Annotated in this window: 21 protein-coding genes and 1 riboswitch; of the genes, 9 read left to right on the forward strand and 12 right to left on the reverse strand. The window is 70.3% G+C overall.

The window, feature by feature from the left end:
• Position 1: 1 nt before the first annotated feature.
• Together opgC and ACTIMO_RS07180 are read right to left on the reverse strand one after the other, a co-directional pair.
• On the reverse strand, positions 2 to 2,611 hold the full coding sequence (gene opgC, locus ACTIMO_RS07175) for an OpgC domain-containing protein (protein ID WP_448181969.1): 2,610 nt from the start codon (positions 2,609 to 2,611) through the stop codon (positions 2 to 4).
• Positions 2,608 to 4,680 (reverse strand): glycosyltransferase, encoded by a 2,073-nt coding sequence (locus ACTIMO_RS07180; protein ID WP_082471399.1) that lies wholly within the window; start codon positions 4,678 to 4,680, stop codon positions 2,608 to 2,610. Before ACTIMO_RS07180 ends, opgC begins: the two co-directional genes overlap by 4 nt.
• Before the next feature lie 274 nt (positions 4,681 to 4,954).
• Positions 4,955 to 5,029, forward strand: a riboswitch (cyclic di-GMP riboswitch).
• A gap of 15 nt (positions 5,030 to 5,044) precedes the next feature.
• Between ACTIMO_RS07180 and ACTIMO_RS07185 the strand changes: the two genes are divergently transcribed.
• On the forward strand, positions 5,045 to 6,352 hold the full coding sequence (locus ACTIMO_RS07185) for a hypothetical protein (protein WP_448181970.1): 1,308 nt from the start codon (positions 5,045 to 5,047) through the stop codon (positions 6,350 to 6,352).
• 50 nt (positions 6,353 to 6,402) lie between these two features.
• Here the strand turns inward: ACTIMO_RS07185 and ACTIMO_RS07190 are convergent, their stop codons facing one another.
• The 3 genes from ACTIMO_RS07190 to ACTIMO_RS07200 form a co-directional block, all read right to left on the reverse strand.
• Positions 6,403 to 7,086, reverse strand: coding sequence for an NADPH-dependent F420 reductase (locus tag ACTIMO_RS07190; RefSeq protein WP_055769880.1), 684 nt, complete (start codon positions 7,084 to 7,086; stop codon positions 6,403 to 6,405).
• 79 nt (positions 7,087 to 7,165) lie between these two features.
• On the reverse strand, positions 7,166 to 7,918 hold the full coding sequence (locus ACTIMO_RS07195) for a response regulator (protein ID WP_448181971.1): 753 nt from the start codon (positions 7,916 to 7,918) through the stop codon (positions 7,166 to 7,168).
• A complete protein-coding gene (locus ACTIMO_RS07200) occupies positions 7,915 to 9,507 on the reverse strand; it encodes an ATP-binding protein (protein WP_235498734.1) in 1,593 nt (530 codons plus the stop codon). The genes ACTIMO_RS07195 and ACTIMO_RS07200 overlap by 4 nt, the downstream gene beginning before the upstream one ends.
• A 218-nt stretch (positions 9,508 to 9,725) precedes the next feature.
• Between ACTIMO_RS07200 and ACTIMO_RS07205 the strand changes: the two genes are divergently transcribed.
• The 5 genes from ACTIMO_RS07205 to ACTIMO_RS07225 all read left to right on the forward strand — a co-directional run bounded on the left by ACTIMO_RS07205 (position 9,726) and on the right by ACTIMO_RS07225 (position 14,140).
• The gene (locus ACTIMO_RS07205; protein WP_055769886.1) at positions 9,726 to 10,733 is read left to right on the forward strand and encodes a Bug family tripartite tricarboxylate transporter substrate binding protein; all 1,008 of its coding nucleotides are present in this window, start codon (positions 9,726 to 9,728) and stop codon (positions 10,731 to 10,733) included.
• Between the two features lie 3 nt (positions 10,734 to 10,736).
• A complete protein-coding gene (locus ACTIMO_RS07210) occupies positions 10,737 to 11,279 on the forward strand; it encodes a tripartite tricarboxylate transporter TctB family protein (RefSeq protein ID WP_055769887.1) in 543 nt (180 codons plus the stop codon).
• Positions 11,272 to 12,891 (forward strand): tripartite tricarboxylate transporter permease, encoded by a 1,620-nt coding sequence (locus ACTIMO_RS07215; protein ID WP_448181972.1) that lies wholly within the window; start codon positions 11,272 to 11,274, stop codon positions 12,889 to 12,891. The genes ACTIMO_RS07210 and ACTIMO_RS07215 overlap by 8 nt, the downstream gene beginning before the upstream one ends.
• Positions 12,888 to 13,283, forward strand: a complete 396-nt coding sequence (locus ACTIMO_RS07220; RefSeq protein ID WP_055769889.1) for a universal stress protein — start codon at positions 12,888 to 12,890, stop codon at positions 13,281 to 13,283. The genes ACTIMO_RS07215 and ACTIMO_RS07220 overlap by 4 nt, the downstream gene beginning before the upstream one ends.
• 320 nt (positions 13,284 to 13,603) lie before the next feature.
• Positions 13,604 to 14,140: a GAF domain-containing protein gene (locus ACTIMO_RS07225; RefSeq protein ID WP_055769891.1), complete on the forward strand. Its 537-nt coding sequence runs from the start codon at positions 13,604 to 13,606 to the stop codon at positions 14,138 to 14,140.
• An 18-nt stretch (positions 14,141 to 14,158) separates the two neighbouring features.
• On the opposite strand, the gene ACTIMO_RS07230 is transcribed toward ACTIMO_RS07225, so the two are convergent.
• Positions 14,159 to 14,575, reverse strand: coding sequence for a VOC family protein (locus ACTIMO_RS07230; protein WP_055769893.1), 417 nt, complete (start codon positions 14,573 to 14,575; stop codon positions 14,159 to 14,161).
• 108 nt (positions 14,576 to 14,683) lie between these two features.
• Here ACTIMO_RS07230 and ACTIMO_RS07235 point away from each other — a divergent pair, with 108 nt between their 5' ends.
• The gene (locus ACTIMO_RS07235) at positions 14,684 to 15,703 is read left to right on the forward strand and encodes an LLM class flavin-dependent oxidoreductase (protein ID WP_055769895.1); all 1,020 of its coding nucleotides are present in this window, start codon (positions 14,684 to 14,686) and stop codon (positions 15,701 to 15,703) included.
• A gap of 12 nt (positions 15,704 to 15,715) precedes the next feature.
• Here ACTIMO_RS07235 and ACTIMO_RS07240 read toward each other — a convergent pair whose 3' ends face one another.
• On the reverse strand, positions 15,716 to 16,336 hold the full coding sequence (locus tag ACTIMO_RS07240) for a sigma factor-like helix-turn-helix DNA-binding protein (RefSeq protein WP_448181973.1): 621 nt from the start codon (positions 16,334 to 16,336) through the stop codon (positions 15,716 to 15,718).
• Positions 16,333 to 16,620, reverse strand: coding sequence for a hypothetical protein (locus ACTIMO_RS07245; RefSeq protein ID WP_055769899.1), 288 nt, complete (start codon positions 16,618 to 16,620; stop codon positions 16,333 to 16,335). Before ACTIMO_RS07245 ends, ACTIMO_RS07240 begins: the two co-directional genes overlap by 4 nt.
• Before the next feature lie 338 nt (positions 16,621 to 16,958).
• Between ACTIMO_RS07245 and ACTIMO_RS07250 the strand changes: the two genes are divergently transcribed.
• The gene (locus tag ACTIMO_RS07250) at positions 16,959 to 17,408 is read left to right on the forward strand and encodes a poly(ethylene terephthalate) hydrolase family protein (protein ID WP_448182105.1); all 450 of its coding nucleotides are present in this window, start codon (positions 16,959 to 16,961) and stop codon (positions 17,406 to 17,408) included.
• A 79-nt stretch (positions 17,409 to 17,487) separates the two neighbouring features.
• On the opposite strand, the gene ACTIMO_RS07255 is transcribed toward ACTIMO_RS07250, so the two are convergent.
• The gene (locus ACTIMO_RS07255) at positions 17,488 to 18,207 is read right to left on the reverse strand and encodes a GAF and ANTAR domain-containing protein (protein ID WP_448181974.1); all 720 of its coding nucleotides are present in this window, start codon (positions 18,205 to 18,207) and stop codon (positions 17,488 to 17,490) included.
• A gap of 240 nt (positions 18,208 to 18,447) precedes the next feature.
• Between ACTIMO_RS07255 and ACTIMO_RS07260 the strand changes: the two genes are divergently transcribed.
• A complete protein-coding gene (locus tag ACTIMO_RS07260; RefSeq protein WP_448181975.1) occupies positions 18,448 to 19,188 on the forward strand; it encodes a GAF and ANTAR domain-containing protein in 741 nt (246 codons plus the stop codon).
• Between the two features lie 96 nt (positions 19,189 to 19,284).
• Here ACTIMO_RS07260 and ACTIMO_RS07265 read toward each other — a convergent pair whose 3' ends face one another.
• The 3 genes from ACTIMO_RS07265 to ACTIMO_RS07275 all read right to left on the reverse strand — a co-directional run bounded on the left by ACTIMO_RS07265 (position 19,285) and on the right by ACTIMO_RS07275 (position 21,897).
• Positions 19,285 to 19,995, reverse strand: a complete 711-nt coding sequence (locus ACTIMO_RS07265) for a GAF and ANTAR domain-containing protein (RefSeq protein WP_235498735.1) — start codon at positions 19,993 to 19,995, stop codon at positions 19,285 to 19,287.
• A 119-nt stretch (positions 19,996 to 20,114) separates the two neighbouring features.
• Positions 20,115 to 21,092 (reverse strand): hypothetical protein, encoded by a 978-nt coding sequence (locus tag ACTIMO_RS07270; RefSeq protein WP_448181976.1) that lies wholly within the window; start codon positions 21,090 to 21,092, stop codon positions 20,115 to 20,117.
• Positions 21,093 to 21,153: 61 nt separating this feature from the next.
• Entirely contained in the window at positions 21,154 to 21,897 is a 744-nt protein-coding gene (locus ACTIMO_RS07275) for a DUF429 domain-containing protein (protein ID WP_448181977.1), read from the reverse strand.
• Positions 21,898 to 22,215 lie beyond the last annotated feature (318 nt).

The raw sequence follows: 22,215 nt of genomic DNA on the forward strand, positions 1-22,215 counted from the left end.
ATCAGTTGGGGATGACCGAGAACAGGACCTTCTTCTTCACCATGGCCCAGATGATCAGGGTGACCACGGCGTGGATGACCAGGCCCTGCCAGAAGCTGGTGCGGTCCAGTCCCGGCAGGTTCCCGACCGCGAGCACGAAGAACACGTGGACGATGAACACGTACAGGCTGGACTGCCCGAGCGGGATGTAGAGCCAGCCGAAGGCCCTGTTCAGCGGCTTCCAGAAGGAGGTCAGGATGGCGTGCGCCGCCACGACGAAGAACGCCAGGTCGATCAGGCGCCCCGGCTGCATGAAGACGCGGACGTACCCGGCATCGTACAGGCTCTCGTAGAAGCCGGCGAGGATGAACGGGAGCTGCAGGCGGAACGTCGAATCGAGCCAGAGCAGGCCGAGGCCGAGTGCGTAGAGGCCGAGCAGCGTGCCGATGAGGATCTTGCCCCAGCTCCGGCTCAGCGTGTCGATGATGCGGCGGCGGTAGAAGCCGATCACGATGCCGTGCACGAAGATCACCTGCCAGGTCAGCAGTGGGAACACGTCCTGGAACTGCGAGTCGAGCACACGGACGTGGACGATTCTGTCCAGCACGTACAGGGCCCAGCTGACCAGGAGCAGCAGCCACCACAGCTTCCTGCGCAGCAGCTCGACGAGCAGCGGCACCGAGAGGGTCAGCACCACGAACAGTCCCATGATGTTGAACGTCCACGGCCCCATGCTGAGCAGCAGCAGGTCCTGGATGGCATAGCCGGGCGGTGGGTAGTCGAAGAGGCGTGCCGCGTTCGGGTAGAGGTCGTAGACCCGCCCGACGGCGCCCTCCCCGGTGTCCCCCGTCCCGCGGTCGGTGAAGGTGGTGATCACGGAGGCGTCGATGAACGGCACGAGCGAGAGCAGGTAGACGGCGATCACGACGCCGAGGGCGGTGAGGTAGAGGCGCAGGGCGCGCTTCATGTTGCCCTTGAGGGCGGCCATCGGACCGAGCTTCCGGACGGCGATGGGATAGACCATCCCCATCACGACGCCGGAGAGCAGCACGAACAGTTCGGCCCCGGTGATCGCGCCGACGATGTTGAGCGCCACGAAGGACCACGGCCCCGCCACCTCGATGTGCGTGACGACGACGGCGGTGATGATCCAGCCGCGCAGCAGGTCCAGGCGCATGTCCCGCGGGTTCTGCTCGTTCGGGTAGCGCCACTGCGGCACGATCTTCCGGGCCAGGCCCGCGAGGAGCACCAGCAGGAACAGCCCGACGACGGAGGCCACCAACCAGCTCATCGCCGTGTTGGTCGAGGCCCCGGACTGCCAGACCTGCGACGTCGACTCGTTGGCGTCCTCCTGCTGGATGACGTCGGTGACGGGTCCCAGGCGGAGGTCCGCGGAGGTGCCGAGCGTGTCCGTGAGCGCCGCCGTCGCCCCGTCCTCGACGCTAAGGCGCCAGTCGACGATGTGGCCCTCGGCCTCCGGTTCGGGCCTGGACGCCTCGAGCCAGGCGACCATCCCGAGCTCGGGGTACTCCGCCGCGATCGTGGGATCGAACAGCTGGTCGAGCCAGGCGGCCTTGATGTCGGCCTCGGGCGCACTGTCGGCGTCCTCGGGATCGAAGAGGGCCGCGGTCTGCACCAGGAACCGCTTGTCCTTCCCGGCGGCGTACACCTTGGCGAAGTCGATCGTCGGGGCACCGGGTGCGATGCCGTAGGTGCCGGCGAGCTGGTCGGCGAACTTGTCCGGCTCGGGGAGCACGGAGGTTTCGATGGCCCCGGAGTACTCGCGGGTACCGTCGGCACTCGTCGTCGGGCCCTGCTCGTAGCTCCCGAAGTGGTACATCGACAGGCCCACCCAGTCCACAACGTCGTCGCCCGGGTAGTACGGGGCGTACGGGTCGTCGCCGCCGTCGATCAGGCCGTTGCCGTTCGTGTCGAGGGCGGTGACGGAGCCGGCCTCGAGCCCCTCGACGGCCCCGTACGCCTCGGTGAACGGGTAGCCGGCGGCGTAGGACGGTGCCCAGACCAGGGCGGCACCCGGTACGCGCCCGTGCACGGCGCCCGCCACGGCCCGGAAGGCGTCGACGTAGGCGTCCGGCTGCTGGCCCCAGCTGTGCCAGGTGCCGTTCATCTCGGGTGCGAAGCGGAGGAAGAAGGAGGTGCGGAACTCGTCGCCGATGCGCGCGAGCGTGTCCGCGAGGAGCTCGGCGTCCGCCGTGGTCAGTTCCTCGAGCGGCCTCGAGGGTTCGAGCGTCACGACGGCGAGCGCACCGAGCGGTGCGTCCTGGCGGGCGAGATCTGCGAGGTCCCGCTCGGCCTCGGCGTCGAGCGGATAGGCCACGGGCCGGCTGAAGAACGACGGCGTGATGCCGGTGCGGTCGGCGTAGGCGCGGGCGTTGTCGGCGGACCAGTCGAGCTCCGGGCCGAAGTACCGCCCCTTCGCGAGGCCGGTCGGGTCCTCGACCGGGAGCTGGTCGGCCCCCGCGCTGATGGTGGCATCCACCGTGGCGGCGGGCTGGTTCCCGGCCAGGGCGTGGGCAGGGGTGCCACCGCCGAGGATCCCGGTCACCAGGACCAGGAGGAGGACCAGGGCCCGCAGGCCGGCGGCTGTCGCCGTGGTCACCGTCGCGCTCACGCCTTCGCGTCCTGCCGGGCCTTCGCCTCCGCGATGTCCGCCTGGTAGTGCTCGTATCCGCGGTAGCGGACGGCCTCGATGATGACGCTGAAGATCACCAGGTCGAAGACGACCCAGACGATGTTCACCGAGGTGCCGAGGATGTCGGCCTGTCCCACGAGCATGCGGACGACGCCGATGATCACGGCGGCGACCAGCAGGCCCATCGCCCACAGCTGGGGTCTCACGAGGTCCCAGCGGAGCTGGTGGTCCTGCTGCAGGGTCTTCGGCGTGACGGCGAAGTCCAGGCTCCGGCCGAGGTACACGTTGCCGAACGCCGAGGTGATGGACCGGATCCAGATGGGGAACAGGGCGAGCGAGTACTGCTGCCCGCGCCACGTCTTCACGCCCTTCCCGACGACGGCGAACAGCAGCTGGTTGACCAGCAGGAACGGGATCAGGCGGATGAAGAACTCCGTGCTGATGGAGCTGACGGGGAGGATGCCGAAGATCAGGTAGATGATCGGCGCGGCGATGTAGATGATCGCGGCGAAGCCCGAGAGGTAGCTCCACATGGTCGCCCCGTACATCAGTTTCTGGGCGATCGTGAGGCCCTTCTGCGCGAAGGGGTTCTCGCGGAACAGTACCTGGATGGTGCCCTGCGCCCAGCGCAGGCGCTGGGTGAGCATGGAGTTCAGGTCCTCGGGCGCCAGTCCGTCGGCGAGTTTCTCGTGGTGGTAGGCCGTCTCCCACTTGAGGGAGTGCAGGCGCATGCACGTGGCCATGTCCTCCGTGACGGAGATGGTGGCCATGGGCATCACGGCCTGCGCCTCGCCGCCGCGGTCCGCGTTGACCGACTCGATGAGCACCCGGACGGCGTCGATCGCGGCGAGGGGCGACCAGGAGCGCTGGGCCAGCTGGTCGAGCGCGGCGTCGTCGACGACGGCGAGCCCGGGCGTGCTGATGGAGGCGTCCTGCAGTCCCTCCTCCAGCCCGATGATGTCGAGGTCCGCGAGGGAGGCGAGGTCCTCGTGGAAGGCGGCGATGTCCGCGGCGACGAGCCCGCGGGTCACGGCCTGCATGCGCTGCTGGAACTCGTAGGTGACCTCGGAGATGCCGTGGCCCTTCCCGAGGCGCCGGCGCACGCGCCGGATGTCCTTCGCCACGAGGTCGAGGGCTTCCTCGACCCGCTCGGAGTCGGGGCCCAGGCCTTTCTTGGCCTTGGCGATGACCTTGTCCGAGGTCTTCAGCGCCTTGTGGAGGGCCAGTTCGATCTCCGTCACGTACCGCGTGACGCCGAGCTGCATGAGGGCCTCGCGGCGGATGATCGCGTTGGACCCGCAGAAGAACGCCGCGTTCCAGCCGTCCTTGCCCTGCTGGATGGGTCCATAGAACAGGGGGGCCTGGCTGCCCAGGGGATCGGAGTCCGGGACGTTGACGAAGACCTGCGGCGTCTGGACCAGGGCCATCTTCTCGTTGGTGAAGTAGCCGAGCGTCCTGTCGAGGATGAGCGGATCCGGGATCTGGTCGGCGTCCAGGATCACGAGGAATTCCCCGTCCGTGGACATCAGGGCGTTGTTGAGGTTGCCGGCCTTCGCGTGGCGCGGCATGTCCTTCCAGTCGGCGGAGCGCGTGATCCAGCCGATGCCCTCCGCCTCGGCTGCTGCGCGCACCTCGGCGCGGTTGCCGTCGTCGAGGATCCACGTCCGGTGCGGGTAGCGGATGGCCTTGGCGGCGCGCGCCGTGGTGAGGACGAGGTCCAGCGGCTCGTTGTAGGTGGTGATGAAGACGTCGACGGTGAGGCCCTCGGGTGCCTCAGGCGGCGTGCGCTTCTTCAGCCTCCACACCGTGAAGCCGAACAGCAGGGAGTCGATCAGCGAGTAGGTCTCCGCGAGGATCAGCGGGATGGCGATCCACCAGGCGTCCCAGTTGATGGAGAAGAGCCACCGCCACGCGATGTAGTTGATGCCGAGCACCGCGGTGACCAGCACGATCGCCCGGACGAGGAGCGTCCTGCCCTTCGGGAGGTCGTCGCTCGCCGCGCGGCGCCGGGTGCGCGCGGACAGCCCGGTCGTCGGAGTGTTGCCCATGCTTCTGTGCTCTCCATCTGCTGCGCACGCGCGGAGGCGCGTCGCTTCGGTGACTTGTGTGCGCCGGGCCGGCCGCACTGAGACGCTCACCGGGCCACGAGGGACCGTGCAGCATGCACCAAAGGTACCCGAGCGTGCTCCTGCTGCCACGTCGGGCATGGACTTGCGGCAATGCTGGGCACAATCTGCGCCGGCGCGTGGGTCCGGCCGCATGCCGGTGCGGGAGGATTGAACGGTCGGCAGCGCGAGCGTCGGCACCGCCGGGGCAGCCGCCCGGTGAGAAGGGCAAACCCGGTGCGAGCCGGAGACGCAAAGCCACGGGGCCCCAGGGGTCAGCCGGGCTACCGAACCAGAAGGCCTGTGCATGCTTTGTCGTCCAGCACTCCGTCCCGCTCTGAGCGGGGTCCTCGCGGCCCTCCTGCTCGCCGTCTCCGTGCCCACGCCGGTCGTCGCCGCGGACACGACCCCGATGGCGGCCGTTCCCGGTCCCGTGGGTGATTTCGCCTGGAAGGGCCTCAACTGGGAGAAGCGCTGGTGGAGCGGCGCACCGAACTACAACAAGCAGTTCGACCCCGCCAACGTCAGCAGCCCTGACGCCGACGGCCACGTGACCATGACGCTCTCTAATCCGACCGGCGCGGCCACCATCGGGGCCGAGTTCAACACGACCCGCCACGGCTTCGGCTACGGCACCTACAGCACCACCATCGAGAAGGACCTCACCACGCTCCAGAAGGAGGTGGTGTGGGGATGCCTGTTCACCTACGACCCCGCCGTCGCCCCGGGCTACAACGAGATGGACCTCTGCGAGGCCAGTTCATGGGGCGGTGGCAGCAACTACGGCCAGGTGTGGCCCATCACGCAGGGGCACGGCTACTGGTTCGACGCGAGCAAGGGACCCGGGGTCGGCAACGACACGGCGATCTTCGGCGTCACGGACCACCCGATCCTCACGCACCGCATGGTGTGGGAGCCGGACAGGCTGACGTTCGAGACCTTCGCGGGGGAGGGCTACGGCGGCCCCCTGCTCAAGCGCACCGTGATGCAGGGCCCGAACGTCCCCGAGCCGGCCCGGGAGACCATCCACTTCAACCTCTGGGTGACCGACGGCGGGGGAGGGGATCCCGCGGCAGTGAAACCGGAAAAGGTAGTGGTGAGGGACTTCTCGTTCACGCCGGCGCAGGTGACGGCTCCCACCCCGTCGCCGACCGCTCCTGCGCCGTCGCCGTCCGCAAGCCCGTCGGCGACCCCGACGAAGCCGGCCCCGTCGCCGTCCGCGAGCCCGACAGCCACACCGACTAAGCCGGCCCCGTCGCCGTCCGCGAGCCCGACAGCCACACCGACTAAGCCGTCGCCGTCCGCGAGCCCGACACCTGCTCCGACGAAGCCGGCCCCGTCGCAGACCCCGACGAAGCCGTTGCCGAAGCCGAAGCCGACCGTCCAGCCCAAGGCCATCACGCTCTCGGCCAGGAACACCACGGCGCACCGCCTGTACGCGACGACGCTGACGTGGTCCCGGGCTCAGGGGTCCACAGTCACCCTGGTGGCGGACGGGAGCCGCCGCCCGGTCGTGAACTCGGGCCGGGTGGCGACCTCGTCGAAGGCACCCTCCGCGCGGTACCAGATCTGTGACGCGTCCCGCTGCTCACCGATCGTCCTCGGCGGGCGCTGACGCCACGGCCAACCAGGCGGTCGGCGACGGCTGACGGTCGGGCACCGGAGCTACATGTCGGCGTAGCGCCGGGCCTGCCCGAGTGCTTCGCGCATGGCGTCCGCGGAGAGCTGGGGCCCGTAGGCGGCCGTGTCCCGCTGGAAGCGCCAGCCCTCGGTGAGCGGTCCGGCATCGACGGTGTCGAAGCCGAACTCGTCGAGCAGCTCGGTGACGGCCTGCTTCGCGTCGGAATCGTCCCCGGCGATCGGCAGGGCGCGGCGGTCCGGGGTCCCCGCGGGCGTCCCGTCCGTCGTCAGCTGCGCGAAGTGGATGTTGTTGAAGACCTTCACCACGGAGGAACCGGGTAGGTGGCGCTGCACCAGCTCGCTCGTCGTCGTGCTCTCGTCGTCGAGCTCGGCGATGTGGCCGTCGCGCTCGGGGTAGTAGTTGCACGTGTCGATGACCAGCTTGCCGGCGAGTGGCTGCACGGGAACCGCGCCGATGTCCTTCAGCGGGATGGTGACGACGACGACGTCGCCCTGCGTCGCCGCGTCCTCCGCGGTGCCGGCGCGGGCTCCGTCACCAAGGTCCGCGACGAGGTCCTGAAGCGTCTCCGGACCACGGGAGTTGCTCATGATCACCTGGTAGCCGCGCTCCACGGCGAGGCGTGCCAGCTGCGAGCCGATGTTGCCGCTGCCGATGAAACCGATGGTGCTGCGGGGTGCGCCCGACGGTGCTGCCGTATTTTCTGTCATGTCCTGCACAACCCCCTCCAGCGGTGGATATTCCTGCCGGACGTCCTGCCCGGGGCAGCGACGACGCCGAGCCCGCAGGTCAGCCCTGCCCGCCGTCCGTCCACACGTAGAACTTCTCCGGCCGCCCTGCGGATCCGTACTGCGGCACGATGCGCGCCTGCCCGCGTGAGACCAGGAATTCCAGGTAGCGCCGGGCACTCACCCGGGCCATCCCGAGGCGGTCGGCCACATCCGACGCCGACGTCCCCCGGCCGTGCCCCCGGAGGTCCAGCATGACGGCGTCGAGCGTCGGCGCGGAGAGCCCTTTCGGGGTGACCAGCGTGGCCGTGCGGGCGGTGCCCGGGACCGCGCCGATCGGCGCCGTCGTGCGCAGGAGCTGATCGATCCGCCCCTGGTCGAGGGCAGAGGCACCCTCCGACGCATGCGAGTGGAGCTCGCGCCGGTACTCCACGTAGTGGTCCAGGCGCTGGTTGAGCACGGCGGCGCTGAACGGCTTCACGAGGTAGTGCAGCACGCCCCCCGCGACGGCGGCCCGCACGGTGTCGAGCTCCCGCGCCGCGGTGATGGCGATGACGTCGAGCGGCTCCCCGGGCCGGTTCCGCAGGGCGCGCAGCACGTCGATGCCCGTCATGTCGGGGAGGTGGATGTCGAGCAGGACGAGGCGGGGTCGCAGCAGCTCCGCGAGCTCCAGCGCGCGCGCACCCGTGTGGGCGGCGCCGACGACGTCGAAGGCGCCGTGCGCGAGGAGGAACCCCGTGTGGATGCCGGCCACCTCGTGGTCGTCGTCGACCACGAGCGTCGGGATCAGGGGTGCTGCGGGTGGGGTGCTCATGGCACCTGCAGGGTGGTGCGCGGGGCGTCGACGAGCGAGGGTGCCAGCCAGACGGTGAACTCCGCGCCGCCGAGCTCGGCGTCGTCCACCACCACGTGCCCCGACCGTCGCCGTGCGATGCGGTCGACGAGGGCGAGCCCGAAGCCCCGCGTCCCCGTGTGCCCGCCGTCCTTCGTGGAGTAGCCGGAGGAGAAGATGCCGTCGACGTCCCCGGGCGCCACACCCGGCCCGTTGTCCGCGACCTCGATCCGGACGGCGTCGGGCTCGGTGTGCAGGAGGACCGCGATGGCGCCGTCGGTCCGCCCGCTCCCCGTGACGGCCTCCATCGCGTTGTCGATCAGGATGCCGAGGACGGTGACGACGTCGGTGGTGCCGTCGGGCTCCAGCGTCGAGGTGTCGTCGATCGAGAGGGTGATGCCCTTCTCCGCGGCGATGGTGCTCTTGGTCATGAGCAGGCTCGCGGCGTCCGGGTCCTGGATGCCCGGCGCGATGGTGCCCGACACGAGGGAGCCGCCGTGCCCGGAGCGGGAGATGAAGTCGACCGCCTGGTCGGTGCGCCCGAGCTCGAGCAGACCGGAGATGGTGTGCATCCGGTTGGCGAACTCGTGCGCCTGCGCACGGAGGGCCTGTGTCACGTCGCGCTCGCCGTCGAGGTCGGTGAGCAGCTGGTAGAGCTCGGTGCGGTCGCGGAGAATCATGACGCGACCCACGCGCGTGCCGTCCACGAGGGCGTCCGAGGTACGGGCGAGCAGCACGCGCTCGCCGGACAGGACGGTCTCGTCGGTGTCCGCGGGGTCAGTCAGGAGGCGGGCGAGGGCCGGCTCCATCACGTCCTCGGCGCGCAGCCCGGTGGCGGCGTCGTCGAGCCCCAGCAGCCGCTTGGCCTCGTCGTTCAGCAGGGCGATCCGGTGGTCCTCGTCGACAGCCACCATGCCCTCGCTGATGCCGTGGATCATGGCGTCCCGCGTCTCGAGGAGCGAGGCGATCTGCTCCGGCTCGAGACGGTAGATCCGCCGCCACACGAGCCGGGAGATCCAGATGGCGCCGGCGGATCCGACGAGGGCCGCGACGATCAGCCAGGCCAGCAGGCGGGGCAGGTCCTCGTACAGGTCGGCGTCGAGCTCGGACTCCAGCGTGCCCACCGACGCCGTGCCGATGATCTCGCCGCCGTCACCGTAGATGGGGACCTTGACGCGCCAGGACGTGCCGAGCGTGCCGGTCTGGGTCCCGACGAAGGTGTCACCGGAGAGGGGGATGGAGGGATCGGTGGACACGAGCTGCCCGATGAGCTCGGGGTTGGGGTGCGAGTACCGGATCCCGTCGGCATCCGTGACCACCACGTAGGTCACCCCGGTGGACTGGCGGATGAGATCGGCGATCGGCTGGATAGCGGCGCTGGGATCGGGCTGGTCGAAGGCCTCCACGACGGACGGCAGCTGCGCCACGGACTGCGCGACGCCGACCATGCGGTCCTCGTACTGCTCGCGGATCTGGAGACGCTGCATGGCGACGGCGGTGGACCCGGCGACGGCGACGATGACGAGCACGATGGTCAGCTGCAGGAAGAACAGCTGAGATCGAAGCGACATCGTCCTGATCATCCTCACAGTGTGACACGCTGCGTCGCGTCACACCCGGGCCGCCCGGCCTCGTGGACCGACTCCCGTGACCACAAAGACCAATACGAGCACTACGACCGCATGCTTTACCGCCGTGCAGGGGCCTTCCTACCCTGAGGACAGCAGTGGTGATCCGCATCACACCTTCCGCTCGGCACGAGCGACCACATCTCAAGGAAGAGAACATCATGACGATCGATCGCACAACGGCGCGCCGTTCGACCCTCACCGCCCTGGCCCTCGCCTCCGCCCTCGCCCTCTCGGCCTGCAGCTCCATGACGGAGAGCACGACGGCGGGCGAGGAGAGCGGCGCCATCGAGAAGCTCAACATCGTGGTCCCCGCCGATCCCGGCGGAGGATGGGACCAGACGGGCCGTGCCATGGAGGCGGACCTCAAGGAGAACGACCTCGTGGGCAACGCCTCCGTGGTCAACGTCGGTGGTGCCGGTGGCACCAACGGCCTCGCGCAGCTCGCCACGGAGACGGATCCCAACACGCTGATGGTCATGGGCTACGTCATGGTCGGCGCGGTGGAGACCAACAACGCCGCCAACCGGATCGAGGACACCACGCCGATCGCCCGCCTGACCGAGGAGCCCCTCGTGATCGTGGTCCCCGCGGACTCGCCGTACCAGACCGTGCAGGACCTGCTCGACGACATCGAGTCCAAGGGCCAGGGCGTCTCCATCACGGGCGGCTCCGCCGGCGGAGCCGACCACATCCTCGCCGGGTCCGTGCTGAAGGAAGCGGGCATCACCCCCGACAACCTGAACTACATCCCGTACTCCGGCGGCGGCGAGTCCCTCGCGGCGCTCCTCGGCAACAAGGTGAACGCCGGGATCTCGGGTGTCGGTGAGTACGCGGAGCAGGTGAACGCAGGCAAGCTGCGCGCCCTCGCGGTCTCCGGCGAGGAAGCCGCCCCGCAGCTGCCCGACACCCCCACCCTCACCGAGGAGGGCATCGACCTGGTCCTCACCAACTGGCGCGGCGTCGTGGCCCCCGGGAACATCGACGACGCCCAGGCGGAGAAGCTGACGCAGCTGGTCACCGACCTCCACGAGACCGAGACCTGGACGGCCACGCTCGAGGAGAACAACTGGTCGGACGCCTTCCTCGCCGGCGAGGAGTTCCAGACCTTCCTCGACGAGGACATCACCAGCGTCAAGACGACCCTCACCGACATCGGGCTGCTCTAGGCCATGAGTACCTCCGTACAGAACGCCCCCGGGAGCGGCACGGCCGCCGCTCCCGGAGCGCCGGTCGGTGAGCTGGTCTTCGCGCTCATCATCGTGAGCATCGGTGTGGTCGGGTTCGTGGCGGGCGCCGGTATCCAGACCCCGCCGTCGGCCAGCGACATCGGCCCCCGTGCCTTCCCCTTCGCCGTCTCAGCCCTGCTCGTGGTCGTCGGGGCGGGCCTGGTGCTCCAGGTCCTGCGCGGCCATCGCGGTGCGGCCGACGAGGGCGAGGACGTGGACCTCGAGGCGAAGACCGACTGGCTGACGGTCGGCAAGCTCAGCGGGTTCGTCCTCCTGCACGCCTTCCTGATCGTGCCGCTCGGCTGGCCCGTCGCCGCCGCGCTCCTGTTCTTCGGTGCCGCCTGGTCGCTCGGAGCCCGCCCGTGGTGGCGCAACCTCATGACCGCGATCATCCTGGCGCTGGTGCTGCAGTTCGTCTTCGGCGGGCTGCTCGGCGTGTCCCTGCCGCCCGGCTTCCTGGAAGGGTTCGGTGTCTTCGGTGGATAACTTCTTCCTGCTCATGGAGGGCTTCGCCACGGCGATGCAGCCCATGTACCTCCTCTACGCGCTCGGCGGCGTCCTCGTCGGCACCGCCGTCGGCGTGCTGCCGGGTATCGGGCCGGCCATGACCGTGGCCCTGCTCATGCCCATCACCTACAGTTTGGAGCCGACGGCGGCGATCATCGTCTTCGCCGGCATCTACTACGGCGGGATGTACGGCGGCTCGACGACCTCCATCCTGCTCAACACCCCCGGGGAGTCGTCGTCGATCGTCACGGCGCTCGAGGGCAACAAGATGGCCAAGGCCGGCAGGGGAGCGGCAGCCCTGGCGACGGCGGCGGTCGGTTCCTTCGTGGCCGGCACCATCGCGACGGTGCTGCTGAGCTTCGTGGCCCCCTATGTCGCGGCCTTCGCCGTGCAGATCGGCCCCGTCGAGTACGTGGCCCTGATGGTCGTCGCCTTCCTCACGGTGGGCGCGCTGCTCGGGTCCTCGGTGCTGCGCGGACTCGCCTCGCTGGGGCTCGGCCTGTTCATCGCACTCGTCGGGTTCGATGCGCTCACCGCCCAGCAGCGCTACACCTTCGGCAGCCCCTTCCTCGCGGACGGGATCGACGTCGTCCTCGTGGCGGTCGCGCTCTTCGCCGTCGGCGAGGCGCTCTACGTGGGTTCGCGCCTGCGCCACGGCCCGATCAAGATCATCCCGGTGACCGGCGGCTGGACCAGCTGGCTCCGCAAGGAGGATCTGCGCCGCTCGTGGAAGCCCTGGCTCCGCGGCACGGCGATCGGCTTCCCCGTCGGGACCATCCCCGCCGGTGGTGCGGACGTCGCGACCTTCCTGTCCTACGCCTCCGAGCGCAAGCTCGCCAAGGGGAAGAACAAGAAGGAGTTCGGCAAGGGCGCCATCGAGGGCGTCGCCGGTCCGGAGGCCGCCAACAACGCGGCAGCCGCAGGTGTGCTCGTGCCTCTCCTGACGCTCGGCATCCCGACCACGGCGACCGCCGCCATGATGCTGGTGGCGTTCCAGCGCTACCAGATCCCGGTGGGCCCGCAGCTCTTCGAGTCCAACAGCACGCTGGTCTGGGCGCTCATCGCGAGCCTCTACGTCGGCAACCTGATGCTCCTGGTGCTCAACCTGCCGCTGGTCGGCATCTGGGTCAAGATCCTCCAGATCCCGCGGCCCTACCTGTACTCGGGCATCCTGGTGTTCGCTGTGCTCGGTGCGTTCTCCGTGAACTTCACGCCGATCGACGTCATCATCCTGCTGATCGTCGGCATCCTCGGGTTCTTCATGCGCCGCTACGGCTACCCGATCGCACCGATGGTGGTGGGACTCATCCTCGGGCCCATCTTCGAGAGCCAGCTGCGGCGCTCGCTCGCGATCTCGCAGGGTGATCCCGTGGCGCTCGTGCAGTCGCCGGTCGCGGCCACCATCTACGTGGTGCTCCTGGTGATCTTCGCGCTGTCCATGCTCCTGAAGCGCCGGCAGCGCCAGTTCGAGGCGATGGTGGCGGCGAACGCCGACGCCCCCGACGTCGTCCGTGGTTCCGCCACGGCACCCGAGACCGCCGTCGCTCCCGTGACGCGCGCACCCGACACCCGAGAGGACACCGACCGATGAGCAGCATCGTGGTGGGCTACGTGCCCAATGCCCTGGGCGAGGCCGCCGTCACGCAGGCGGTGGAGGAGGCGCGGCGTCGCGGCGCCGAGCTCGTGGTGATCAACACCACCCGGGCGGACCGCCTCGTCAACCCGGCGTACGCGGATTCCGAGGACGTCTCCAAGCTCGAGGGCATGCTGAACGCCACGGGGGTGCCCTACTCGATCCGGCACAGCATCTCCGAGGCCACGGCGGCCGAGGAGGTGGTCGACGTGGCGGAGGAGATCGATGCGGAGCTGATCGTGATCGGACTGCGCCACCGGACACCGGTGGGCAAGCTGATCATGGGCTCGACGGCGCAGACGATCCTGCTCTCCGCCCGTTGCAACGTGCTTGCGGTCAAGCTGCCCTGACGCCCTGCCCTGACGCCCTGTCCTGACGCACGGACGGACGACGCCGGCCCCTCCTCGGAGGCGGCCGGCGTCGTGCTGTGGCGGGCATCACAGGTTCTCCACCGTGCGGATCGGGTGTCCGGCAACGACCTACCTGTAGCAGGACGGGCCCCATCCGCCCCCTCGGGGCCCGTCCTGTCTTCCACGCTTGTGCAAACGTTCGGTAAAGCTTTGGTCCGGAGGGCCCGAATGACGCCCTGGCTTGATGCGGAGCAGGCAGGATGAAGATATCCCTCCCCACTTGCGGGACCTGGTCTCACCCCATCGAGCGGATCCACCTTTTGCCCTTCTCCCCACCCCCCGGAGCGCCCGTCGCCCTGGACCCGTCCATCACCCTCCCCTCGCGGCGGGAGTCCGAGCGCCAGCGCCTGCGCTCCCTGCGCCGCACCGGGCTGCTCGACTCGCCGCAGGAGGAGCGGTTCGACCGCCTGACCCGCGATGCCCAGTCCTATTTCGGCGTGCAGACCGTCATCATCTCCTTCATCTCCGAGGACCGTCAGTTCCTGAAGTCCTTCGTCGGAGACCTGCCACGCACCATCCCCCGGGACCTCGCCCTCTGCGACACCACGATCAAGCAGGACGGACTCCTGCTGATCCCGGACATGCGGATCGACCCGCGGTTCAGCACCCACCCCTTCGTGGTCGGGGAGCCCTTCGCCCGCTTCTACGCGGGCATACCGCTGCGCGGTCCGAGCGGCTGGTTCGTGGGAAGCCTGTGCCTCGTCGACACGGAGCCCCGCCACCTCTGCGCCAGGGAGCGGGCGTATCTCGGCACGCTGGCGGACCTGGCCGAGATCGAGGTGAACGCGGGCGCCTGAAGCCCGGACCGCTACCCGTCAGGCCTGCGGAGCGAAGAGTTCGAGGGCGATGTTGTCCGGGTCCCGGAACTCGAGGATGCAGCCCGCGCCGATGTCCTTCACGCCGCCGTGCGCGATGCCCCGACCGTCGAGGAACGACGCGGCATCGTCGAGCACGGAGCGGTCGGCGACGGTGAAGGCGAGGTGGTCGAGCCCCACACGGTTCTCGCTGAAGCGGTCCTCGGCCACCGGCCGCAGGCCGAGCAGGGTGTCGCCGAGCTGGTAGATCACGCCGCCGTACAGGAACCCGAGCTGCTCCCGGGTCGCGTCGTCCGCGTCGTCGGGTACCTCGAAGGCCACGGGCAGGCCGAAGACGGCGTCGTAGAAGGCACGGGAAGCATCGATGTCGGTGACCGTGAGGCGGACGTGGGCGTAGGCCTTGATGGGGATCGTCATGATCGGAGTCTCGCATGCTCCGCCCGGTGGATGCTCCCGCGTCCACCCACCGGACAGCGCGGCCGCCGGCACGGGAATGCGCGACGCCCGCGGTGCGCTTCACCGGGTATGAAAAAGATCGGGTTCCTGTCCTTCGGCCACTACCAGGACGTGCGCGGCTCGCTGGTCCCCACCGCGCAGGAGGCCCTCGTGCAGGCCGTGGAGCTGGCCGTGGCCGCCGAGGAGCTCGGCGTCGACGGCGCGTACATGCGTGTCCACCACTTCGCGCCGCAGTACTCGGCACCGTTCCCGCTGCTCGCAGCCATGGCCGCGCGGACGAGGACCATCGAACTCGGCACGGGCGTGATCGACATGCGCTACGAGAATCCGCTGTACATGGCGGAGGAGGCGGCCGTCACCGACCTCATCAGCAACAGGCGCCTCCAGCTCGGCATCAGCCGCGGTTCCCCGGAGACCGCACTCGAGGGCTCCCGTGCCTTCGGCTACCAGCCGGAGGAGGGTGGCACCGACGCCGACCTCGCGCGGGACAAGGCAGCGCTGTTCCGCCGGGCCATCGCGGGCCACGGCATCGCCGAGCCCAATCCCCGGATGTCCGGTAGTACTGCGCGGCTGCCGGTGGACCCGCTCTCGCCCGGTCTGCCCGAGCGCATCTGGTGGGGGTCGGGTACCAGGGCCACGGCACAGTGGGCGGGTGAGCAGGGCATGAACCTGATGAGCTCCACCCTGCTCACCGAGGACACCGGAGTCCCCTTCGACGAACTGCAGGCCGAGCAGATCGACATTTTCCGGAAGGCCTGGGCCGGGGCAGGGCACGGCTGGACGCCGAGGGTCTCGGTCAGCCGGAGCATACTGCCGATCGTCAGCGAGGCGGACGAGTACTACTTCGGCCTCCAGGCCCAGCGCGAGTCCCGTGACCAGGTGGGCATCCTCGACGGCGCCCGGTCCCGCTTCGGCCGCAGCTACATCGGTGCGCCGGACGTCATCGCCGAACAGCTCGCCGCCGATGCCGCCGTGCAGTCCGCGGACACCCTCCTCGTCACCATCCCCAACCAGCTCGGTGTGGATTTCAATGCCGCCCTGCTCGGGAACATCGTCTCCCTCGTGGGGCCGGCGGCCGGCCTCCGCTGAGAGGCACGGCGGTCAGCGGGGCTTCCGCGGGAGCAGGGTCGGGCGTGGGGACCCCGGGGGTCGTGCGACGTCCATCCCCTGGTGCAGCCGGGCGAGGGCGGTGCTGACCCGGAGGCGCAGGGTGGAGCGGTCGACACCCAGTTTCCTAGCCGCATCGGCATGGGTCAGGCCGCCGAAGTAGGCGAGTTCGAGCGCCTCCACCTGCTCGGGCGTCAGCAGGGACAGCGAGCGCCCGGCCGCCCCGGCGGCGATCGCGGGCAGCAGGGGCTGCTCGTGTCGGGCCCGGGCGCTCGGGGCTGCGGCCGCCCTGGCGCAGTCGACCGCGCAGCGATGGGTGAGGCTGACGAGCCAGCTCTCGGCCGAGCCCAGCGTGCGCCGGTAGGTGTGGGCGCCGGCCCAGATACGGACGTAGATGTCCCGCGTGACCTCGGCGCTCGCTGCCTCGTCCGCGAGGATGCGGCGCACCAGCGCGTAGACGCTGCCGGCCGTCCGGCGGTACAGCTCCTCGAAGGCCCGCCGATTACCCGTCGCGACCCGCTCGATCAGGGCACCGAGGTCCGGGCGGGGGAGCTGGACGCCGGTGGCGTCCCGGCCGGGGAAGGAGATCCGGACCCTGCGCACCGGCGGCGTCATTGCGCGAGGCCGGATCCGATCAGCCGCCCGGCCTCTCCTGGCCGGGACAGCCGGTCCACCTCACGCAGGGCATGGAGTTGCTCATCGCAGCGGTGGATGTCACCGACGGCCCGCGCGAGTTCCCAGGCGGCGCCGTCGCGCTCCTCCGCCCGGAAGGGATCGGCGAACACGTCCGCGCAGGCGCAGCGCAGCGAGAACATCGTCTCGAGCAACCGGGCGCGGGTGTCCTCGAGGAGCGTCAGCTGCTCCTGCTCGGCGGCGGGCAGGGCGTTGTCGAAGTACATGTGAGACCTCACCGGCGTCGACCGTGCCGGTCCTTCCAGCACGGAACGTGCTTCGATGCGGATGCGTGGACGCCGGGGCGCCTGTGCCCAGAGTAGGCAGGGCCTGCGCGAAGAGGACAGTCCGACGCTCCCGGCGGCGATTCCCGATGCCCAAGCGTTACCGACCGCCACCACCGCCACCACCGGCGCGACCGTTCCGGCGGGCAACATCCCACCGTCCCACGGCTCCCGCCCGATGACCAGAGCGCGGCGAATTCCCTTGCCCGGCGCGGAACGCCGGCCCTACTCTCGATCGGGGACGGAGCTCGCCGGCACCGCGCCGCAGGCGGGCTCCCGGCCTGTTCCGGAGCGTCCCTGCGCCCACCCGGGCGAGCATCGAGGCGTCCCGCGGAAGCTTTGCCACCGCGACCGCCACGGTGTCCAGCACCGCTGCGCGCTCCTTCGGCGGCGGCACCATCTACTACCCGAGCACGACGACGGCGGGCACCTTCGGCGCCGTGGCGATCTCACCCGGGTACATCGGCGCGCAGAACGACAGCGTGGCTCCCGTCAGCCGCCACGCCGTCCCCTTCTACAACGGACTGACGAACCTGTCCCGGAAGGCATACGTGGAACTCCGGGGAGCGTCGCACTACGCACCGAACACGAGCAACACGACCATCGCGTCGACGAGCATCTCCTGGCTCAAGAGGTTCGTCGACGACGACCTGCGGTACTCGCAGTTCCTCTGCCCGGCGCCCGGCACCAGCACGGCGGTCTCCGACTACCGGACACCCTGCGGGTACTGACGGCTCCCGATCCCAGCCGGCCGACCGGCACGAGCATCAGCAGGACCGTCCCCGCCACACGGCGGCGGCGGTCCTGCTGTCAGGCGACCGGTGTGCCGGAACCGCCCGTCAGCTCCAGCGCGACGTCCGCCACCGATCGCCGGCCCTCCTCGGCCCGGGTCACCAGTTCCCGGAAGGCCGACCGGTCGTCGATGCCGAGTTGTGCCATGAGGATGCCCTTGGCCATGCCGATGCGGTCCCGCAGCTGCAGGGCAGCGGAGAGCTCCGAACGGATCTGCTGCGGCGTCTCGGTCGTCTGGACATGGCTGAGCAGTGCGGCGGCCGGGACGGCGAAGCGCGTCAGGGCCCGCTCCGTGGTCTCGTCGAACGCGCCGGCGTCCGTGGAGTAGACCTTCATGGCCCCGATCGTCGTGCGGCCCTGGATGAGGGGCACGCTCTGGCACGAGCGGACCGACATCGCGGCGGCGGCTGCGGCCCAGCGGGCCCACCGCTGGTCCGGCGCCAGGGTGTCGTCCGTCCTGACCGGGCTCGAGGTGGACCAGGCGCTCAGGCACGGTCCCTCGGAGAGTTCGTACTGCAACTCGTCCGCGCGGCGGACCAGGGTGTCGGTGGCACCGGTGCTGGTGCGCTGTCCCTGATGGATGAGGGATACCCCGGCGCCGAACGCGCCCGGGATGAGGTCGCGGGCTGCTTCCGCGAGGAGGTCGATGGCGTGCTGCACCGTCTGTTCCGTGAGGAGGAGGCCGCGGACGCGACCGAAGACGACGGCTAGTTCGTTGAGGTTGGGCTCTGAGTCCAAAGGAGACCTCGAAATGTCCTGGCGCCGGATGTCCCGGCTCTCTTCGGCGCCCCCTGCTGGACAAGGATCAAGATAGCGATTCCGGGGGTGGTCAGGCAAATCCCGGGCGGCCCGACACGCGGTCCGGTCTAGCCCGGAAGGATCCCGCGTCGGTAGCATGGTCCGCAGTTGTTGAGCAGCCGGCAGCTTTGTTGTTCGTGGTGCCCGTGCCCGGGCGCCCGAATCATGAGGGGGTAGGCGATGGGGAACGACGTCGGAATCCGTCCGGAGACGGATCTGCAGGGCTTCCTGCAGGACCTCGTGGTCGTCAGTGCGGGTCTCGACGATTTCCTCGAAGGATTCGTGGAAGCGACGTCGGCCGCTTCCGGGTTCGGACCCCACGACACGACCACGAGCGTCGCACTCCTCAGACCGCGGGCCCATCCCCTCCTCGTCGGATCGACGAGAGATGCACGGCGTCTCGCGCGGCTCGAGGTCCACCTGCACGACGGGCCCTCCGTGCGGGCCGCCGCGAGCGGCCGCACCGTGGAGGTGCCGGACTTCTCCTTCGCCGGTGAGGATCCCCTCTTCGGATCCGCCGCGCTCCGTCATGGGGTGCGCTCGGCCTTCTCGACGCCGATCGCCGTCCAAGGGCCGGAACGGGCGGTGATCACGTCCTACTCATCGAGGCCCTCGTGCTTCACCGACGAACACCGCTGCGCTGCGGAGCGACTGGCCGCCGCAAGCGCCACGTCGCTGGGGCTGGCGTTGCGGCTCGCCCGGCTGAGGGACCGCGCCGATCACTTCGCGGCCGCCATGGAGTCCCGCACCACCATCGATCTCGCCGCGGGGGTCCTGATGGCCCAGAACAGGTGCAGCCAGGAGGAGGCCATCGAAATCCTTCGTGCTGCCTCGAGTGCGCGGAACATGAAGCTCCGTGAGCTCGCCCGGAACGTGCTGATCAGTACGGTCGACGCCCCCGTCTCCACGCACTTCGACTGAATCCCCCTGCGTCCGGCCGCTGCGCTCCGCCGTCGGTTCGGCGGCGCGCAGCCGAGGCGCGGAGCGGATCGGGGGCTGTTCAGGGGGTTCCGTCGGTCAGGGACGCTCCGTCGCCGACGCGACGACGCGCTCGGCGACCAGTCGCAGCTTGACGTTCCGGCTGCTCGATGCGCGCTGCAGGATGGCCAGGGCATCCGCCTGCGAGCACTTGTTCTGGAACATGATGATCCCGACGGCGGTGTTGATGGTCTGCCGCGAGGACAGTGCAGCCTCCAGGTCGTGCCGCTCGTCATCAGCGGATGCTGCGCGCACGGCGAAGCGGAGGGAGGAGGACGCGGCCTCGGCCAGCGCCTCCGCGGCCCTGATGCCCGCCGGGTCGAACGCGTCGACCCGGCTCGAGTAGAGGTTGAGTGCGGCCATGCCGCTGGTCTCGAGGGCGAACGAGACACCGAGGATGGAGCGGATGTGATCGGTGTCGAGCCTTGCGAGATAGGCGGGCCAGCGCGAGTCCGTCGACGTGTCGCGGCAGTACACGGATGACTGCGTCTGGGCGGCCTGCAGGCACGGTCCCTCGTGGAACCGGTTCTGGAACTCGTCCGCACGGCGCGCCACGTCGTCACTCGCGGCCAGGGTCCCGGCCCTCTTCCGACGCACGAGCGTGATGGCGCAGGAGACGTCGCCGGTGGAGGACAGGCGCTGCGCAGCCATCACCGCGAACTCGTCGAGGAACTCCTGGATGCCTGCGGTCTCTGTCAACAGCGCGAACAGATCGTCGTTGACGTCGCTCAGTACTTCCTGTTCGGTCACGGTTCCTTCCTGGCGTCGCGGGGCCCATCCCGTTCGACACATCCTACGCCGCGCCTCCGGTTCGGGGCCCGGTCCCGGATCCCGTGGGCCGGCACACCGTAGCCCGATCCCGCCTCACATCAGGGATCGAGGTCGGCGAGCGAGCTCCTGGCAGTCCTGTCGGCCTGCTCGGCACCCTCGAGCGCTTCCTGCGCGGACTCCTGTTCACGACGCCGGTCCGCGGCCTCCTCATCGAGGTCCGCCAGCTCCCTGCGCAGTGCGCCGATGCGGTCCTCGAGGTCCTCGAGGGTAGCTGTCAGGCCGTCCCTCCGCATGGCGATCCGCTGCACGGCCCGCTCCGTCCGGGCTGCCTCGTCCTGGGCACTCTCGAGGGCGTCCCGGGCCGCCCTCGCTGTAGCCTCCGCGACCCGCCGGCCGGCGGCGGACCGCTTCTGGGGCGATGCCCGTCCCGGCCGGCGGGCGTCCTCGGCGCCGCCCCTGCCGCGACTGTCCGTGCTGTCGTCCGTGTCGTCCGTGTCGTCCGTGTTGTCCGCGTCGTCCGTGTCGTTCGCGTCGTCCGCGTCGTCCACCGGGCGCGCCGGGGCGTCGAACGGGCCGCCGACCGCGCCGTCCAGGTCCACGGCCTCCCACCCCGTGGCTTCCAGCGTCCGGACGAGCCGCCCGGTCAGGACCGCCTCCGCCGCAGCGGGATCGGCGAGTGCCGCCCGGAGCGTCTGTTCGACGTCGGGCAGGGCGGCAGGTCCGACGTCGTGCCCCGCCTCGGACGCCGCGTCGAGGGATTGCCGGGCGACGGCGGCGAGGAGGCGCTGCCGCTGCTGCCCGAGGGCATGCAGCTGCGCGCGGTCGGGACTCGACTGCGCCTCCCTCAGGGACGCGGCGAGCTCGAGCACCTGCTCCACCTCCTCCCGACGGCGGGAGACGAGCAGGTTGACGAGCCACGCGGCGGACGAGGGCTTGGGGAGCTTCCTCAGGGTAGCGGCGAGGTCCTTGTCACCGCCCTGCGCGGCCTCCTTCGCGGCGAGGTTCCTCGCGGCGACGAACCCGTCGAGGGGGAGTGCGTAGAGGGCTGCAGCCCTGCCCACCAGATCCATGCTCAAGCGCTCCTCGTCTCCGATGTGTCGGGTGGTGCGGTCGGGTGTGGTCGGAAGTCCGGCCCGGTCAGGGCGCCAGGTCCTCCAAGCGGCCCACGGGCAGCGCGATCCAGCCCTCGCGGCCCGCCTGGTCGCGGTACTCCTCGGGGACGGGATGCGTCAGCCCGAGGGCATGGGCCCGGGCTGCCAGCGCGGCGATCACGGCGTCGAACGCATCGTCGGAGACCTCCATCAGGCGCCGGTCCTCCGGACGGAGGAGCAGCCAGGGCGCGCGCTCGAGGACGCGGGCCAGCAGTGCGGCGCGGATGACCGCGTCGTTCTTGTAGCCCTTCGTCCCGAAGTCCCACCCGCGCAGGGTGGCTCCGGGATAGACCTCGACGGCGGTCCCGCCGCCGGAGCGGTCGACGGGCGTCCCCAGGGCGGCGCCCACCGCGTCGAGGAGCACGGCGCAGTGCATGGCGGTCAGGCCGAGGCGGTCCGTGGCGACGCTCAGCGGCCACCTGCCCGTGATCTCCCGCGTGGCGCGGTCCGTCGCGCGGTAGGAGAGCCGGCGTCGCCAGGCCATCCCCTCGTCGAGGCCCGCGTCCACCCGCTCCCCGGCGGCATGGCGCGTGATGAACGTGACGAAGTCGTCCGGCCAGCCGAAGGCGCAGTCGATCCCGAGACGCTCGACATCCGGGGCGACGGCGGCGATGTCCGCGTCGGCGATGCCGAGCCGCACGTCGACCGTCACGGCGGTCCCGGACCAGTCGAGGACGGCGAGGGCCGTCCCCCGGGATTCGGCGGCGAGGTCCACTCCGGCTGTGAGCACCCCCGATTATAGGCATCGAGGCGGCGCCTGACGACGGGAATCCGCCCCTGTGCCGACCTGACGTGCAGGGGTCGGATAGATACGGCCCGCCGGGCGTGGACGCCGTCCGACGCATCCCAGCAGATCCCTTCTACGCCCCGGCTCGCCCGAGCGCCGACGTCCTCGGGCGGCGCGGAGGGCGGGCTAGCCGCCGGCGCGCTGTCCGTCACGTCCTCCCGGCGTACGGCACGCGTGTGGCGCCGCGTGTCCGGGCGGTGTGTACTGGGCTGACCGCCACTCCGGCAGCCGGTACCGTCCGCGTCGGTCCGGCGCCGACCC

The organism is Arthrobacter sp. CP30, from assembly GCF_053470025.1.

What these genes read in the sequence shown, in the direction of transcription:
- ACTIMO_RS07180 (WP_082471399.1), bottom strand. Translation starts at nt 4,680, where the DNA reads ATGGGCAACACTCCGACGACCGGGCTGTCCGCGCGCACCCGGCGCCGC.
- ACTIMO_RS07185 (WP_448181970.1), top strand. Translation starts at nt 5,045, where the DNA reads ATGCTTTGTCGTCCAGCACTCCGTCCCGCTCTGAGCGGGGTCCTCGCG.
- ACTIMO_RS07190 (WP_055769880.1), bottom strand. Translation starts at nt 7,086, where the DNA reads ATGACAGAAAATACGGCAGCACCGTCGGGCGCACCCCGCAGCACCATC.
- ACTIMO_RS07195 (WP_448181971.1), bottom strand. Translation starts at nt 7,918, where the DNA reads ATGAGCACCCCACCCGCAGCACCCCTGATCCCGACGCTCGTGGTCGAC.
- ACTIMO_RS07200 (WP_235498734.1), bottom strand. Translation starts at nt 9,507, where the DNA reads ATGTCGCTTCGATCTCAGCTGTTCTTCCTGCAGCTGACCATCGTGCTC.
- ACTIMO_RS07205 (WP_055769886.1), top strand. Translation starts at nt 9,726, where the DNA reads ATGACGATCGATCGCACAACGGCGCGCCGTTCGACCCTCACCGCCCTG.
- ACTIMO_RS07210 (WP_055769887.1), top strand. Translation starts at nt 10,737, where the DNA reads ATGAGTACCTCCGTACAGAACGCCCCCGGGAGCGGCACGGCCGCCGCT.
- ACTIMO_RS07220 (WP_055769889.1), top strand. Translation starts at nt 12,888, where the DNA reads ATGAGCAGCATCGTGGTGGGCTACGTGCCCAATGCCCTGGGCGAGGCC.
- ACTIMO_RS07230 (WP_055769893.1), bottom strand. Translation starts at nt 14,575, where the DNA reads ATGACGATCCCCATCAAGGCCTACGCCCACGTCCGCCTCACGGTCACC.
- ACTIMO_RS07235 (WP_055769895.1), top strand. Translation starts at nt 14,684, where the DNA reads ATGAAAAAGATCGGGTTCCTGTCCTTCGGCCACTACCAGGACGTGCGC.
- ACTIMO_RS07240 (WP_448181973.1), bottom strand. Translation starts at nt 16,336, where the DNA reads ATGACGCCGCCGGTGCGCAGGGTCCGGATCTCCTTCCCCGGCCGGGAC.
- ACTIMO_RS07245 (WP_055769899.1), bottom strand. Translation starts at nt 16,620, where the DNA reads ATGTACTTCGACAACGCCCTGCCCGCCGCCGAGCAGGAGCAGCTGACG.
- ACTIMO_RS07260 (WP_448181975.1), top strand. Translation starts at nt 18,448, where the DNA reads ATGGGGAACGACGTCGGAATCCGTCCGGAGACGGATCTGCAGGGCTTC.